Raw genomic sequence first — 16,317 nt, 5'->3', positions numbered from 1 at the left:
ACAAATGGGTACGCCGAAATAACAAATGGGTACTCCGAAATAACAAATGGGTACTCCGAAATAGCAAATGCGTTGGCGTAGTCCACCGCAGGCATCGCCTCTACCCTATTTCCCACCCCTTCGGTATTTTCGGCGGACACCAAAAGAGGTTTTTGCTAGACACACCAAGAGATTCCAGAATTCCTCGCATCACTTCTGTGCAGTACATCCAGTGTCCCAAATCGTCATACATGCGATCGGGATTAAACTCGACATTGTAATGCAGCACATTGGGAAGGTCTAAAAACTCATCACCGCTTTGGGGAGAAAGAAGCAACAGATGAAATGGCTTCCCCTGACATTGTTTTTCCAGCTTGTTGACTAAATCTATCACACCATCGCGTAGCTTGCCGCCGTAGGCATCGCTAATTCCTGTGCGAACAAAAAGCACTTTGTCGCAATGCCGCAATGCGTACCAAAACCTTTGGGAGCGTGCTGTGTAACGAACGCGCATCCGTTCATGGACGGGAGACATATCGTTCGTTGGGTCGTCTGTCTCTTCAACTTCATGGGCAAAGGATAAACCCGACCATTTACCGTGGTAAATCCTGCCTGCATCAGGGCTGTAATGCAGAAAAGCAGGGTTCCACATATCATCAAAACCGTGTTCGATCGCATCCGCAACATCTGCAATATTAGTAGTGCGCGTTAAATCGAAGGGAAAGGCGGGGCCATCATACTCCATCTTATATAGCATCATGCGGACGGCACAGCGATCGCCAAGGGGAAGAATCGCCACACGGCTGATATCCGATAACTCACATTTATATTGGAACAACACCGCAGACTTAGGTGGTGCTTTCACCCGGCTTTCTAACCCATCTTTACCAATCATCATGGTACGAAACGGGACATCGGGATCAAGCGGATCTTCATAAACACCCGATGGCATGGCTTTAAGTGCGTCGCAAACTTCCGTCCACATCGGCTGAATGTTGTACTCGCTGTCTGATTCGTTGATTACCCAGAGGTGGCGTTCATCCGCTTGCAAAATCCCCAAATGCCCGTCATAGAATAAAACGTTGTTCGGCGAAAAGAGATTGAAGGCGGCGCTATATTCTAAATCGCTATTTGGGGGGATATTTATTGTAGTTGCGATCGCGCCATCCTCTACAGCCAAGAAAGGGAGCGTCCCCGGCTGGGCATTCTTGGCAATGTAAATACCCGATATCAATCCAGCCTTACTTTGCAGTGCAGTTTGTAGTTCTTGCCAATAAGGAGCGATCGTGTAGCTGTATGCCGATGAATTAACGATTCGTAAATGCTTCTCTTCCATACACACAGAGACATGAAAGCCCCCATTATCAAAGTAGATAGGAAATTCATTCGGTTGCTGGAAGCGTTGTTTTTCTTTTGCTAATGCGTCTTTGTTGATATCGAATAAATGGTGATCGATCTGCTGATACATAAGGCTATGACCAACTGTATTCGGGTGAGCCGGATCGAAGGATGTCCCCGCTTTCCATCGTCCTTGTCCATCATCTACAGCTGCCAACCAATCCAATACAGTCACGCCCCAATTGAGCATTCGTTTGTGTGTGTCTCGGATCAGCGAGTAATGTTCTAGGGAATAATCACCGTTGGGATAGACTCCGCCTAAAATCGGGATTGCTCCGATGTCGCGCGTCATTTTCACAAGCTGCTGCAAGCCACTTTCAAACCGCCGTTGTAGTGCCCGCCGTTCGTGAGGGGAACAGTAAGCTAACCCTTCGTTACCTAGAGATAGGGCAATGATGACGATATCTGGTTTTTCTGGGGTGACAAACCAGGGGAATCTAGCGATCGTTCTGCTGACATTCGCCCCCACCTCCGATACATTCACGAGTTTATGCCCATATTTTTGCTGTAAAGCCTGTGCCAATAGCCAGACCCAACCTTGCAAAAACCAGGCTTTATGACCTAATGCAACGGAACTGCCAATGACTACGATTTTTAACCTTTCAGACTCTTCATCCAGAGGTATTTGGACAGGCGACTCCTCAATGTATCCGAAGGGGTAAGGTTGTAAATAACCGAATGCGCCATCATCCACAATAATTTTGCTGGCGTCATTCTTAGAGTCAATTGGAATCCAGCGGTTTGTATCTAGTAAGCTCTCCCATGTTGCGTTACCGTTTGCATCAAAGCGCACATACTTGTATTCAAATTTCTGTTGACCGCCTGACTCTTGAATTTCAATATCTGTCCACCATAAAGGATAGCGATCGCCACTTGTACGCAGATGAACACATTTACTAATATCCCACAAACCCAACTCTGGAGTAGAACCCACCAGACCAATGGATTCGCCCGTTTGAGTGTATGCACTGATCTGGAATCTATACATAGAGTTTATCCTGATTTAGTGAGGACTATACCAAACGGTCAGCTGAATCCTTAAATCTGTTTTGAGAATATCACATAGAACTCTGAAGAATCCGGTATTAATCTTATTAAGTATACTGAAGTTCTGATTTACATCACTCAAAGCTACAGCAGGCAAGCTTTTCAAAAATTAAATTGAATTTTTATAGAAGATTTAATACTAATTAAATAGAATATATTGTATTAAAAGTTTTAGTACAACTAAGAACAAATCAAAACAAGGATAAGATTAAGTTAAATTTTTCCTTTTATAGCACTGAAATACGTTGCTGAATCAAGGGATGATTCTTGTAGGGTGAGCGACACGAGAGCGCTGAAATACAAGGGACGGGCTTTTCGGCCCATCCCACAAAACTAGCAAAATCATCCCGCAAATATGCAACGCCCAAATTTTATTTCTACAAGCTGCACACTCACGACCATAAGTCACGAGTTCAGCGCTGATCACCCATCTCAGAAGAGTTTAAATGCCTATCTCACAACCATTTTTGTTTACTAGTCAACTAGGATGTGCCTGAACATGAGCATCAGAAAAACATAAATAAATATGAATATCTTAATAGCTATATATAAATGAATAGTTAAATAATCTTAGGAGAAATAAAAATAGCTGGGATTTGCATCGGCAGTTGTGGATAGAGTGATGCAGATCCTTTCTAAACCTAGAATAACAATTTTTTAGCTGGTCTTGGTAGGCATCATGAGTCGGTGACTGCCAAGAAACCTTGCGCTTGAACATGAAGGAAGCAACAATGAGTAGCAATTTAGCCATCAAACTCCGCTCTGGAACTCAACAAGCCCACACATCAGCGGAAAATGTGGCATTCATGAAATGTTTTTTGCAAGGAGTTGTGGATAAAGACTGCTTCGCTAAATTCTTAAGCAACTTGTATTACGTCTACAGCGAACTAGAAGCGGCATTAGAGAGCCATGTAAAGCATCCTGTGATTAGTGCAGTTTACTTTCCTGAACTTAATCGCCAATCCTCACTCGAAAAAGACATGGTGTTCTATTATGGGGATAATTGGAGAGAGCAAGTTACACCCTCACCTGCTGCCCAGAGCTACATTGACCGCATTCGGGAAATTTCTGCTAGTGAACCGGCTTTATTGCTAGGTCATGCCTACACTCGCTACATGGGCGATCTTTCTGGGGGTCAAATGCTACAAAAAGTTGCTCAGTCAGCCCTGAAGCTTTCTGACTATAAAGGCACATCCTTTTATAACTTTGAGCAAATTCCTGACAAAAAGGCATTTAAGGATAAGTATCGTCAGGCATTAAATGCATTACCCGTTGATGATATAACAGCAGAACGGATTGTTGCAGAAGCCAATACTGCCTTTGGGTTCAATTTAAAGATGGCTCAAGAGTTAGAGGGAAGTTTAATTAAAGCACTTGGTCAAGTTCTCTTTGATAGCCTCACTCGTTCTCAGAATTCAGGTAGCACTGAAATAGCTGCGGCTAATTAATTTTGTCATTGGTCATTTGTCATTTGTCATTGAACATTGGGAAGGAGGCAGAGGTGTAGGGGGAAGGGCGCAAAGGAAAGGAATTTTCCCCCAAATCCCTTGCTCCCCTGCTCCTCGGTCACTGAGCCTGTCCTGAGCGTAGCCGAAGGGCATAGTCGAAGTGCTGCTCCCCATTAATCGCGTCTCTACCTACTCCCTTCATTCATTGGAAAGCAACTCAATGGTTTTTCTATTACCTGGTGTTAAGTTCGATCTGGATCTGATTCAAAAGTACGACACTCGCGCACCTAGATATACCAGTTACCCGCCTGCTACAGAGTTAAGCGAAACATTCACTGAAACTGATTTTAAGGCCGCGATCGCCGCATCGAATCAACGCAAAACCCCTCTTTCTTTGTATTTCCATATCCCCTTCTGCCAAAGTGCTTGCTACTTTTGCGGCTGTAACACAGTAATTTCTAACAACAAGAATATTGCTAAACCTTACGTGGAGTCTTTGGTTCAAGACATTAAAAACACCGCAGCTTTAATCGATTCAGATAGAAAAGTGCTGCAAATCCACTGGGGAGGTGGTACTCCTAATTACTTGGAGCGTCACCAAGTAGAATTTTTATGGAAAAACATTAATCACTATTTCAACATCGATCCCCAAGCAGAAATCTCAATTGAGATTAATCCCCGCTATATCGATAAAAACTACATTTTCTTTCTGAGACAGATTGGATTTAACCGCATTAGTTTTGGCATTCAAGATTTTAATCGCCAAGTTCAAGTAGCTGTCAATCGTGTCCAGCCAGAAGAAATGCTTTTTGATGCCATGAGTTGGATCAAAGAAGCTAAGTTTGAAAGTGTGAACGTAGACTTAATTTATGGTTTACCTTATCAAACACGTGAAACATTTCAAGAAACGCTGAAAAAGACGATTGAATTAGATCCCGATCGAATTGTTGTCTTTAACTTTGCTTATGTGCCTTGGCTCAAACCGACACAAAAAAATATTCCTCAAGAGGCGCTACCCCCAGCGGAGGAAAAGTTAGAGATTCTGAAAATGACCATTGAAGAATTGACTAATAACCAATATTTATTTATTGGCATGGATCACTTTGCTAAAACTAATGACGAATTAGCGATCGCTCAACGTAATGGTACTCTCAAACGCAATTTTCAGGGCTACACTACCCACGCCGAGACAGAATTATTTGGTTTTGGTGCAACATCCATCAGTATGTTAGAAGATGCTTATGCTCAAAACCACAAGGAGTTAAAAGATTATTATCAGACATTGGCAGCAGGTAGTTTACCTGTTAGTAAAGGTATCAAACTCACTCAAAATGATATTATTAGACGGGATGTGATTATGGGTATTATGTCTCATTTTCAGCTTCATAAGCAAGATATTGAAAACAAATATAATATCATTTTTGATGAATATTTCTCTGAGGAACTAGAGGCGTTAAAACCACTAGAAGCCGATGGTCTAGTCAGTTTATCAAAAAATCAGATCCAGATTACCGACATCGGTAGATTGCTAGTAAGAAATATTGTCGTCATATTTGATACTCACACAAAAACGCGAGAGACAAAGTTCTCCCGCGCTATTTGATATTACTTCTGCAAGTCTTTACCACATATTATCCCCTCAATCTACCTTAAAAATAAAATTTGAGGGGATATTATTAAGACTATATTAATCCAATTTTATGCTTTAACTTATTTCGTGTGGTGGATGAAGTGCAGTGCAAGTGGGATACAGCACTTCCGGCAGCTATGAGGTACATCCTCAAAGCTGAAAGCTATATAGGAAAAGGCAAAAAGAAAAACTGTACTGTATTGCATAATAGCTGTCAGTGCTTTAACCCAAGTTTTTCTAGTCCTCTTCTAGAGGACTTGCACCATTAGACAGGGAATTCTATTCCCTGGCGGTCTGTATTGCATAATAGCTGTCAGTGCTGTAAGTAGTCAAAAGGCAATTGGAATAAAGTTGTTAAATAAAAATGTGCAACAACAATCTTGGTTAATTAATTATATAGATAATTAATGATGAGCTATGACGAAAAATCTCAAAGATTGAATGAAGAAATATTTTTAATACATCCCCAATAAGTTAGATACAAACTTTATGTCTTAGGGTAGAGATAAAAAATAAGAGATTGACTAATAAATTAATATTTAGTTTTGCAGACAAAAATCATGACTGTGATTGATTATATTATATTTATATGATAATAAATTATAGCTTAAATATACCAAAATTTTTGTTTGATATCTAAGATGTAAAATATGCTAAATTATCATCCAATCTATACAATCTGGATATAAATAATTTTGTATAACTTTTGGATTTAGCATTTACCCCATCTGGTAGAAAGAATTTGGAATTAGAGTTGATAACTTAGATATTAAGTGAGTGAGATTGTTGAGGCGGTTATGAGTATTATTGCTTGGATAGTTTTAGGACTTTTGGCAGGTGCCATTGCTAAAGCTATTTATCCTGGTTATCAAGGCGGCGGAATTCTCTCCACAATGATTTTGGGTATCATTGGTGCTTTCGTCGGTGGAAGTTTATTTACCTTGTTAAGAACAGGAACTCTGCAAATTACTGCGGCTGGTGCTGGTTTAACTCTTCCTGGTATTTTAGTGGCTGTGCTTGGTGCAATTGTTGCTATTTATCTGTGGGGATTAATCAGAAGAAGCAGCAATGTATAACCGCTGATTGGCAGTTATCAACCATGAGATAACTACTGTATTTTATTAAATCTTCTAGTTCACCAGTTTAAGAAGCTATAAAACATCAAATTAGCTCTATCTGGAAAAAGACTAAAAGATAAGTTGATTCATTCTGTAAAACCAAATTTTGGGAAGTGTAAATCTATGTTTTTTCACAAAAAAGAGCCTATTCATGCAGTTAACGTTAGTGAACCAAATCCTCGTTTTGCTCAGTTGCTTTTAGAGCAGTTTGGCGGAGCTACTGGAGAACTTAGCGCAGCACTTCAATATTGGGTTCAATCATTCCATGTCGAAAATGCTGGCATTAAAGACATGCTCCAAGACATTGCCATTGAGGAATTCAGCCATTTAGAAATGGTTGGTAAACTCATTGAGGCTCATACTAAAAATGTAGATCAAACAGAGGCTTATAAGAGTACTCTTTTTGCAGTCCGAGGAATTGGGCCTCATTTTCTAGATAGCCAAGGTAATGCTTGGACTGCAAGTTACTTGAATGAGGGTGGAGATGTAGTACGTGATTTAAGAGCTAACGTTGCAGCTGAAGCTGGCGCTCGTCAAACTTACGAAGAATTGATTAAGTTGGCAACCGACAAAGGAACCCAAGAGACTTTAGTGCATCTGTTAACACGAGAAATTTCTCATACTCAGATGTTTATGAAAGCTCTAGATTCACTAGGTAAGTTGACAGATCCATTCTTTGGTAATATTAAGCCAGATGAAACTGTTGCTCTTTATTACAACCTATCTACAAACGGAGATGGTAAGGATGAGCGCGGCCCTTGGAATTCTGAGCCAACATTCAAATACGTTGCTAACCCGCTAGAAAGCCACTCTTAATTGCATAGGTTGATTTTGAGCAGAGAGGTTTTTGGCAGATTCTGAACAACTCCCAATAATCTAGTGGACAAATAATATCATGTCCGCATAATTAGTTATGATTCCCAGAGTCATTGCACCCCACCCCCAGCCCCTCCCCGCTCTTCGGGAGGGGAGACAAAGCGCAGCTTTGGCGGGGTGGGGTTCTTGGGGTTTAGTAAGTAATCAAGCGGACATGATATAACCTACCTTCTTTAGAAAATGTTGGGCTGTTTAGCTATATTTAGCGAGCAAAAAAATACCGACTTTTCTTGGAAAAGTCGGTATTTTTTTTTAAGTATTTGGGTATTACACTCAATTTAAAATAGCTATAGCTATTAAATCTTCAGCCACACTGAAAAAGTTAGAGCGATCGCTGCTTCAATTTCTACCCCAACATTTCTGACTTCAGAAATTAATTCAACTCAAAATTAAAACTCAGAATCAGGAGATTAACTTGTGATTGTCAACGCTACGCCAAATGGTTGGGAAGTTATTTATCATCGTGCCCATGCTTTATTAGCAGCTGAACTAGCGGGACAATGGCGACGCAAAGATGCGCCAGTAAGGTTATATGAAACCATAGCTGCAATTTCTCATCATGATGATCTAGAAAAAGAGTGGGAAGAAGATACTCTAACTGAAGCGGGTGCGCCAAAGGACTTCATGCTCTCCTCAAATGACGATGTAGATGCAGGTGTCGATAAATTGGCTAATTTGGCAAAGAATGCCCTTTACCGTGGACGATGGGTAGCTCTATTAATTTCCATGCACATCAGCCGTTTAAATGAGTCAAGGCGGGGTAAGTCTTCAAAATTAGACAAACTTTTAGACGAGCAACTTCAAAATCAGCAACGTTGGCGCAAAGAATTGGGCATTAAAAAGGAGGAAGTTGATGTAGCCTATGCATTTATGCAATGGTGCGATCGCCTTTCTCTCATTTTATGTCAGCAAGAACTACCTGACGATGAACGGTTTTTAGAAATTAGCAAGGGCCCTGAAGGTGAGCGCTATGACATCATGCAGCGCAGTGATAACTTGGTTGTTGTCAAACCCTGGCCCTTCCAAAACGATAAATTCACGGTCAACGTCGAAGCCTGTGGCCTCTCCCAAGTGAAATTTGAGAGCAGCAGCAAATTAACTCAAGCGCTACAACAAGCCCCCATCAAGGTACTAGAGTGGACATTCGTTAAGAGTTAGATGCTATGAAGCTTACAGCTAGTAAAAAAACTAGGTTATGCGATCGCACTCTTCTATCAAATCCCTAATTATTGTTACAATGGCTATCTGAGTAACGACTGCTGATGAGATACCAGAAGTAGCGATCGCATTTAGTGCTAAGGGTGTGAGAGCAGTTTTAATTATTTTAACTTTTATCTAAAGATGTAGTTTTAAGACAGATTGTTACTACTTATGATAGTTCCTCTAAATCATTCCAATCAGTGAAAGTAAATATACTTAATAACTGAGGTTCAAAGCATGGACTCAACAGGTAAGGTTCAAACTGTGGACTCGTCCTGGTCTCTTCCACTGCCGTTGAAAGAGTATGCAATGAGCCGAGTAACTGTCTACTTTTATAGCGACAGCTGGGTTCCAATTAAATATTGTTCTTTGGAAAAGGCAATTTTGCTTCACCAAAAAGCAAGTTTAGAAGGCAAGGAAATTTTGTTATTTCCTGCTAATATAGACCCTAATCAATTCTCAAACTCTTTTAACTGAAATGCATTGAGGTAGACTATTTTTCAAACATCTTGGCAACAAATTAGTCAGCGATAGAGGCGTACATATATATGTACGCCTCTACTTGTAAATGGGAGTAAAAGGGACTGGAGATTAGGGATTAGGTTGCATTTGTGTTCTAAACCAACCCAGAACGCAGTGCGACAACTGCTGCTTGCACGCGATCGTCTACTGCTAATTTATTCATAATCCCTCGGACATGAGTTTTGATGGTGTTGGGACTGAGATAGAGTTTTTCGGCAATCTCCGGGTTGCTCAATCCATCTACCATCAGCTTTAATACTTCTAACTCGCGTCCAGATAAGTTGGCATTGTTGGTGGTGGGTGAAGGTGGTTTGAGATTATCAATCACTCGCCGCGCAATTTGGGGATCGAGATAGGCTGCACCATCAACTGCGGCTGCGATCGCACTTAACAATCGTTCCACACTTGCACCTTTGATACAATAGGCATCTGCACCGCTAGACAGTGCCGCAATAATTTCTGTCTCCGTTTGATGAGATGTCAGCATTACTACATGAGTTGCTGGTAGCGCCGCTTTAATTTGCTGTGTTGCGGCAATGCCATCCAATCGCGGCAACCCAATATCCATAACCACCAAATCAGGTTTAAGTTGCAGTGCGGCTTGAACTCCCAAATAACCATCTTCAGCTTGGCCAACAATCTCCAATTGAGGATGAGCCATTAACGATTGCTCTAATCCCAGTTGCATCATCGGATCATCTTCGACAATTAACACACGCAAGGGCGGAGCATTGACGGGTAAATTTAAGGGATAGTGAGCATCTAAAGACATTTTTATTAGTTATTAGTTAGGAGTTATTAGTTAGGAGTTAGGATTTGCTTTCAAGGTTAGGTATTCAGGTTTCCAATAAGTAGTTGAGGAACTTCTCAATTATTCAACTGACGTTTAGGGTTTTCAGGCAATCATATTGATTCTCAAACTAAATAAATTGGTCTAATTTGAAAAACCTACCAATCATAAACAAACCAGGGAGTCAGGAATTATTCATAACTCTTTAATTCCTCACTCCTCACTCCTAACTTCTAACTTTTTTATTCTTCCACGCGATAGCCTAACTCTGCTAAACTAATCCGCGACTGTCGCCATTTTGGCTGGACTTTCACAAACAATTCTAAGTAAACTTTACCAGCGATTAATTTTTGAATTTGTTCGCGGGCTTCACTACCAATTGCTTTGAGCATTGCTCCACCTTTGCCGATGAGTATGCCTTTTTGGGAATCACGCTCGACGTTGATAGTAGCAAGTACACGGGTAATGCTGGGAGTTTCTTCTACTAAGTCGATAGCGATCGCTACTGAATGGGGTACTTCTTCACGAGTCAACAATAAAATTTGTTCTCGGATTAATTCACCCATAATAAAGCGTTCTGGCTGGTCAGTTACCAAGTCTGGAGGATAATATAATGGCCCAATTTCTAAATGCTCAATTAATAATTCTTGAAGTTCTGGTAATCCTGTACTAGTCTTGGCCGAAAATTTCACGATTTCCCATTCATGAGACTGGGCCATTTGAGCGTAACTATCATCTAGAAACTGTGAATCAGTCGGTTGTTGGTCGGTTTTATTCACACCCAGAATTACTGGTGTTTTACTGCGACTGAGCAATTCAGCAATATAGCGATCGCCCGATCCACAAGCTACGGCTCCATCTACCACAAATAACACTACATCAACCGATTCAATGGCAATTTTGGCATTTTGCACCAATACTTCGCCCAATTGATGATGGGGCTTATGAATTCCTGGCGTATCTACAAATATTAACTGCGCTTCTGGTGTAGTTAATACACCGCGCAAACGGTTACGTGTCGTTTGTGCTACTGGTGATGTAATGGCAATTTTTTGTCCTACTAACTGATTCATCAAAGTAGATTTACCGACATTTGGACGACCAACAATGCCGATAAAACCTGATTTAAATTCAGGAGGAGCCTGGGGGATTGTGACTTCTCCCGGAAAAGAAAAGTTGTAATTTTCAATACTAGTCACCTTTGGCTCCACCCTCATATTTTCTAGCTGGGATAACTTGATTTTTTCTTAGACACAAAATAGGCATAAAATTACCCTGGCATTTTTAGGGATTGCTTTTGCCGAGGTTTAATCTACTACCGGCTCTACACTTATATTTTACAGCTGAGATAACCTTAGCTGTAGTATTCAGTAGTCAGAATAAATATTAAAAAAATTAAACTCTAAGTTTACCTCATTTCACCAGTAATCATACCAAACCCACATAAATTATGACTTCTAGCTCAGAATTTACTGAACTTTTAGACTTTGTTTTGTTTTTAGATGCAAAAGAAACATAAAATTACTTTGGCATTAATAGGGAAGACTTTTGCTTAAGTTTAATCTACTACTAACTTTGGCTTAAGTTTCATCGACTAATTAATATATACATTTGGATCAAAATGTCAATAAAAAATGTGGGAGAACCCAAACGCATAGGAATTCTGACGAGTGGAGGTGATTGTTCTGGCTTAAATGCTGTGATTAGGGCTGTAGTAAATTGTGCTGTAAATACTTACGGCTGGGAGGTTTTGGGAATCCGTCAAGCGACTCTAGGATTAATGGCGCGTCCGCCACAATTCACCAAGCTGGAAGTTGATCAAGTTGACTCATTGTTAACTGCGGGTGGCACAATGTTGGGGACGACCAATAAAGGCGACCCTTTTGCCTTTCCAATGGCGGATGGAAGTTTATGCGATCGCTCCGAAGAAATTATTGCAGGTTATCATGAACTAGGTTTAGACGCTTTGATTGGTATCGGTGGCGATGGTAGCTTGGCAATTTTGCGTCGCCTCGCTCAACAAGGTGGTATTAATCTAGTCGGTATTCCTAAAACCATTGATAACGATATTGGCGTTACTGAACACGCCATTGGTTTTGATACAGCAGTAAATATTGCCACAGAAGCACTAGATCGATTACATTTTACTGCTGCAAGTCATAGCCGAGTCATGATTTTGGAAGTGATGGGGCGTGATGCTGGACACATAGCAATAGCTGCGGGAATTGCAGGGGGAGCAAATGTAATTTTAATTCCCGAAATCCCTTATACAGTTGAGCATATTTGCCACAAAATCAAAGAACGCCAAGAGAAAGGCAAAAACTATTGTTTGATTATTGTTTCCGAAGCAGTTCGTACTCAAGATGGCGAAAATGTGACGATTACCAATCGCTTAGGTCAATCTCGATACGGTGGGATTGGCGAATATTTAGCCGATGAAATTATTCAGCACATCGGTGTAGAAACGCGAGTCACAGTTTTAGGACACATTCAACGGGGTGGAACTGCTTCACCACTAGATAGATTAGTTGCAACAGCCTTTGGCGTAGCAGCAGTTAATCTAATTGCCGAAGAGCGATACGATCGCATGGTGACATGGCAAAATCGCCAAGTATTAAGTGTACCAATTACAGAAGCGATCGCTCAATATAGTGCCGTCGATCCCAATGGTACTTTAGTTAAAACTGCTCGTGGTATGAGTATTTATTTGGGAGACTGAATTGAGTGCTGAGTGGTAAGTGAGGAGTGAGGAGTGAGGAGTTAAAAAACTCTAAACTCCCGATGACCAATGACTAACTAACAATTCCTAAAACAAACTCGCCTTCATTCACAGCTTGATTGGTTGCGACATCATAAACTAAGCCATCATGTTGAGCGCAGACATCAATTACAGTAGGTAGCTTACCTTCTTTATTAAAACTGAGAATTTGATAAAGTTTGTCTCCAGCTTTTACTGAAGTGCCTAATGGTATTCTCGATTGAATCATACCACCTGCGATCGCATAATATTTTTTCCGATTGCTGCTAGATACAAAAATCATTTCATGGGTTTTTGTATCACCTGATAAATCAGGCATTTGCAGTACGCTTTTTTGTGATAAATAACTTTTCACACCTCGTACACCTTTGGCGACTGAATCAGGGTTCATTTGCATTCCTGCTCCTAATTCTAGTGTCCAAGCTTCCACATCAAACTTGATATCTCTACCCAATTCTTTAAAACAAACTTCTAGCGCTAACCAAGGTTTGATAAAAGCTTCATCAAAAGCATCACCATCATATTTATCAAGTAATATTCCAAAATCAAGTAGGAAGTATTTTGCACTGTCTTCTCGATTTCGGAAGTAATAAACGTAGTCTAAAGCTTGATTTGTAGAACTATGTAAATCAATTAAGTAGTCTGCATCTAAACTCAGATTTTGTAGTTTATAGCCAAAAAACTCAGTGTAAGGCACACTACTGGGAGAATTAATTTTTTCTAAAATTTTGGCAAATTCTTGCTTAATTATAGTTAGATAATTTTGTCGAATGACCTCTAAATCAAGATGAAGTTGAGATTTAGTAAAAGCGACTAAATTATTAGCTTGTTTCTCGTAGTCCCAAAATATGCGATTCCAGTCTTTGGCTTCGTAAATACAGTAACGCCCAGGGGAAAAATGATGAGCGCGTTCATTCGTCCCCATTGGATTACAAACGGGAACTAACCAAATTTCTCCAGTTAAATCTGTATCATTTATTGTTAATAAAAACTCAATTAGCTGGTGAATAACGGCATTACCAGCAATTTCTGCACCGTGCAGATTAGATTGAATGTAAACCTTTTTACCAGGTTGAGCGCCAATGAATTTGTATATTTGTAAGTAGAGGCGATCGCCTGAAGCCATTTGACGTAATAAAATTGTTTCAATAACTGGCTGCATAAAAATTTGAATAAATTATGACTGTATCTGTACTAAATCAAAATCCACACAAACCCAAATCATACCAAGTATTTTCGTAAGGGAAGCAGTTGCAATTATTTGAGCTAGTGTGTCGCAGTACAGACGAAGCAACCTGAATGTTGCTTTTGCTCTGGGATACTACCAGATATAGAATTATTGAGTTATACAGCACTTCCGGCAGCTATGAGGTACATCCTCAAAGCTGAAAGCTATGATAGAAAAGGGCAAAAAGAAAAACTGTACTGTATTGCATAATAGCTGTCAGTGCTTTAACCCAAGTTTTTCTAGTCCTCTTCTAGAGGACTTGCACCATTAGACAGGGAATTCTATTCCCTGGCGGTCTGTATTGCATAATAGCTGTCAGTGCTGTATCCTTAATCGCTTCTAACTCATGTCGTCACTCAGTAATCTAGAACAAGACCGATACAATCTATCTGCCCCAGAAGTACTGGCCAATCCCTATCCTACTTACCGCCGTATTTTATTAGAAGATCCTGTTTACTGGAGTGATTTTTTTGGGGGCTGGTATCTAATGCGCTATAAAGATGTTGCCGCAGCTATGCAAGACAAACGGATTTCGGCCAAGCGTCCGCCTATTAGTAAAATACCAGAATCAGAGCAACAGAATATACTTCCCCTTCTGGAAACTCTATCAAAATGGATTCTATTTTGCGACCCCCCAGAACACACGCGTCTGCGTGCGTTGTTTAACAAGGCATTCACTCCTAGTATCATTAGCAGCATGGCAGAGCGAATTCAGACGCTAGTAGACGAACTAATTGATAGTGTCTATGAGCAGGGTAACATGAATATTATTCATGATTTAGCTTACCCAATGCCCGCGATCGTCATCGCCCAAATGCTGGGCGCAAAGTCCGAAGACTGGGAACAGTTTAAGAAATGGTCTGACGATTTGGCAAGATTTTTTGGCATGTTCCGCATGAAGCCAGAAATTTTGACTAGCGCTCAACAAAGTATTATTGAAATGACCGAATATTTCCGCCACATCCTTGAAGAACGTCGTTACAATCCCCAAGATGATCTCATGAGTAGCCTCATTTTTGCACAAGAAAAGGGAAATTCTCTGGATGACGACGAAATTTTATCCAATTGCGTTTTCTTAACTTTTGCGGGTCATGAAACTACCACCAACTTGATTGCTAACGGCTTACTTGCTTTACTCAAAAATCCTAGTCAAATGCAAAAGTTAAAGGATGACCCCTCGCTAATTACAACTACTGTAGAAGAGTTTTTGCGCTATGACAGCCCAGTACAACGTCAAGCCCGCATAGCAGTTACCAATCTCGAAATTGATGGCAAACAAATTAGCCAAGGGCAACGCCTATTTCTGGTAATTGGTGCTGCCAACCGTGACCCTGAGCAATTTTTAGACCCCGATAAATTAGACATTACACGCCCTGAAAACCCACACTTGGCATTTGGAAAAGGAACCCACTTTTGCCTCGGTGCATCTCTTGGCAGACTTGAAGCACAAATTGCCATTAATACCATTGTGCGCCGCCTTAGTAATCTCCACTTGGATACAGATCGAATTGAATGGCATCAAAATCCATCCTTGCGAGGTATGAAATCAATGCCTGTAGCTTTTAATCCCTAAAATGATCCCCTAGTGAGAGTAATGCAATGTCAGTGACTCCTCACGTTCCTGGTAAATTTCGCAAACGCTCATCCAAATGACTACGGTCTGCCAGAACCTTTAACAGCGTCCCGTGTGAGGTAAATTCTACAATACTGACCGAAGCAACAGGACATCCCAAACGAAAACGGAAGCGTCCCACATCAATCCCCAGTAAACTACACAGAATAATTCTAATAGTTGCCTTGTGCGACACAACTAAAACATTGCCACTACTGTAATTTTGCTTGATTTCTTCAATTACCTGCAAGGCGCGATAAGCAATTGTAACAGCCATTTCTCCACCACTGGGAGCATTCCAAGCCGGATCTGCTGACCAGCGAATATAATCATCGTGATATTCACGCATAATTACTTCTGGAGTTTTTCCTTCCCACAAGCCATAGTTAATTTCCTTCAAACCATCTCTGAGTTGTGGTTCTATTCCTATTGCTTCATACAACGGTTTTGCTGTCAATACAGTTCGCTGCATTGGACTACAAAATATTGCTGTCCAATCCTTAGAAGTATATGCATCAGCAAAAGCCTTTGCCATCTCCAACCCTTCTGGGGTAAGCTCTGAGTCTATAGAACCGCAAAAGGAGTTATTGCGGCTGCATTCTGTCTGTCCGTGACGGAGGAAATAAAGAGTTAGGCTCACGGTATATTCTCATTGATTGTGAATTTAAGAGCGCTAACAATCAGATGTAGCTGAAGATAGTTAATGCCCGT

General features: G+C 40.7%; 12 protein-coding genes. 7 read left to right on the top strand and 5 right to left on the bottom strand.

Annotation, left to right across the window (positions count from 1 at the left end; all coding sequences use genetic code 11):
* Nucleotides 1–100: 100 nt before the first annotated feature.
* The gene (locus RMX69_RS21135) at nt 101–2,365 is read right to left on the bottom strand and encodes a DUF1796 family putative cysteine peptidase (protein ID WP_322638626.1); all 2,265 of its coding nucleotides are present in this window, start codon (nt 2,363–2,365) and stop codon (nt 101–103) included.
* A 790-nt stretch (nt 2,366–3,155) separates the two neighbouring features.
* Between RMX69_RS21135 and RMX69_RS21130 the strand changes: the two genes are divergently transcribed.
* The 5 genes from RMX69_RS21130 to RMX69_RS21110 all read left to right on the top strand — a co-directional run bounded on the left by RMX69_RS21130 (nt 3,156) and on the right by RMX69_RS21110 (nt 8,654).
* Nucleotides 3,156–3,872, top strand: coding sequence for a heme oxygenase (biliverdin-producing) (locus RMX69_RS21130; protein ID WP_322638625.1), 717 nt, complete (start codon nt 3,156–3,158; stop codon nt 3,870–3,872).
* Between the two features lie 220 nt (nt 3,873–4,092).
* The gene (hemN, locus tag RMX69_RS21125; protein WP_322638624.1) at nt 4,093–5,475 is read left to right on the top strand and encodes an oxygen-independent coproporphyrinogen III oxidase; all 1,383 of its coding nucleotides are present in this window, start codon (nt 4,093–4,095) and stop codon (nt 5,473–5,475) included.
* Between the two features lie 824 nt (nt 5,476–6,299).
* Complete coding sequence (locus RMX69_RS21120; RefSeq protein WP_094349864.1) at nt 6,300–6,578, top strand: GlsB/YeaQ/YmgE family stress response membrane protein; 279 nt, start codon at nt 6,300–6,302, stop codon at nt 6,576–6,578.
* A 165-nt stretch (nt 6,579–6,743) separates the two neighbouring features.
* On the top strand, nt 6,744–7,436 hold the full coding sequence (locus tag RMX69_RS21115; RefSeq protein ID WP_289794885.1) for a manganese catalase family protein: 693 nt from the start codon (nt 6,744–6,746) through the stop codon (nt 7,434–7,436).
* 477 nt (nt 7,437–7,913) lie between these two features.
* Entirely contained in the window at nt 7,914–8,654 is a 741-nt protein-coding gene (locus RMX69_RS21110) for a DUF3891 family protein (RefSeq protein WP_322638623.1), read from the top strand.
* 658 nt (nt 8,655–9,312) lie between these two features.
* Here the strand turns inward: RMX69_RS21110 and RMX69_RS21105 are convergent.
* Both RMX69_RS21105 and era read right to left on the bottom strand, forming a co-directional pair.
* Nucleotides 9,313–9,990 carry a response regulator gene (locus RMX69_RS21105; protein ID WP_289794887.1) on the bottom strand — a complete coding sequence of 226 codons (678 nt, stop codon included), beginning with the start codon at nt 9,988–9,990 and terminating at the stop codon, nt 9,313–9,315.
* A gap of 260 nt (nt 9,991–10,250) precedes the next feature.
* Nucleotides 10,251–11,225 (bottom strand): GTPase Era, encoded by a 975-nt coding sequence (gene era, locus RMX69_RS21100; protein ID WP_322638622.1) that lies wholly within the window; start codon nt 11,223–11,225, stop codon nt 10,251–10,253.
* A 419-nt stretch (nt 11,226–11,644) separates the two neighbouring features.
* Here era and RMX69_RS21095 point away from each other — a divergent pair, with 419 nt between their 5' ends.
* The gene (locus RMX69_RS21095; protein WP_289799870.1) at nt 11,645–12,727 is read left to right on the top strand and encodes an ATP-dependent 6-phosphofructokinase; all 1,083 of its coding nucleotides are present in this window, start codon (nt 11,645–11,647) and stop codon (nt 12,725–12,727) included.
* 73 nt (nt 12,728–12,800) lie between these two features.
* Here RMX69_RS21095 and RMX69_RS21090 read toward each other — a convergent pair whose 3' ends face one another.
* Nucleotides 12,801–13,928, bottom strand: coding sequence for a succinylglutamate desuccinylase/aspartoacylase family protein (locus RMX69_RS21090; RefSeq protein WP_322638621.1), 1,128 nt, complete (start codon nt 13,926–13,928; stop codon nt 12,801–12,803).
* A gap of 412 nt (nt 13,929–14,340) precedes the next feature.
* Here RMX69_RS21090 and RMX69_RS21085 point away from each other — a divergent pair, with 412 nt between their 5' ends.
* Nucleotides 14,341–15,567 (top strand): cytochrome P450, encoded by a 1,227-nt coding sequence (locus RMX69_RS21085; protein WP_322638620.1) that lies wholly within the window; start codon nt 14,341–14,343, stop codon nt 15,565–15,567.
* 40 nt (nt 15,568–15,607) lie between these two features.
* Here the strand turns inward: RMX69_RS21085 and RMX69_RS21080 are convergent, their stop codons facing one another.
* Entirely contained in the window at nt 15,608–16,246 is a 639-nt protein-coding gene (locus RMX69_RS21080) for a histidine phosphatase family protein (RefSeq protein ID WP_289794891.1), read from the bottom strand.
* Nucleotides 16,247–16,317 lie beyond the last annotated feature (71 nt).

The organism is Nostoc sp. EspVER01 (genome assembly GCF_034530635.1).
Taxonomy (GTDB): Bacteria; Cyanobacteriota; Cyanobacteriia; order Cyanobacteriales; family Nostocaceae; genus Nostoc.
Note: the sequence above shows the minus strand (reverse complement) of the source record. Positions and strands in the feature narration are given on the sequence as shown.

Bases quoted from the DNA above. Each gene is read 5' to 3' on its own strand.
- RMX69_RS21135 (WP_322638626.1), bottom strand. From the start codon at position 2,365: ATGTATAGATTCCAGATCAGTGCATACACTCAAACGGGCGAATCCATT.
- RMX69_RS21130 (WP_322638625.1), top strand. From the start codon at position 3,156: ATGAGTAGCAATTTAGCCATCAAACTCCGCTCTGGAACTCAACAAGCC.
- hemN (WP_322638624.1), top strand. From the start codon at position 4,093: ATGGTTTTTCTATTACCTGGTGTTAAGTTCGATCTGGATCTGATTCAA.
- RMX69_RS21120 (WP_094349864.1), top strand. From the start codon at position 6,300: ATGAGTATTATTGCTTGGATAGTTTTAGGACTTTTGGCAGGTGCCATT.
- RMX69_RS21115 (WP_289794885.1), top strand. From the start codon at position 6,744: ATGTTTTTTCACAAAAAAGAGCCTATTCATGCAGTTAACGTTAGTGAA.
- RMX69_RS21105 (WP_289794887.1), bottom strand. From the start codon at position 9,990: ATGTCTTTAGATGCTCACTATCCCTTAAATTTACCCGTCAATGCTCCG.
- era (WP_322638622.1), bottom strand. From the start codon at position 11,225: ATGAGGGTGGAGCCAAAGGTGACTAGTATTGAAAATTACAACTTTTCT.
- RMX69_RS21090 (WP_322638621.1), bottom strand. From the start codon at position 13,928: ATGCAGCCAGTTATTGAAACAATTTTATTACGTCAAATGGCTTCAGGC.
- RMX69_RS21085 (WP_322638620.1), top strand. From the start codon at position 14,341: ATGTCGTCACTCAGTAATCTAGAACAAGACCGATACAATCTATCTGCC.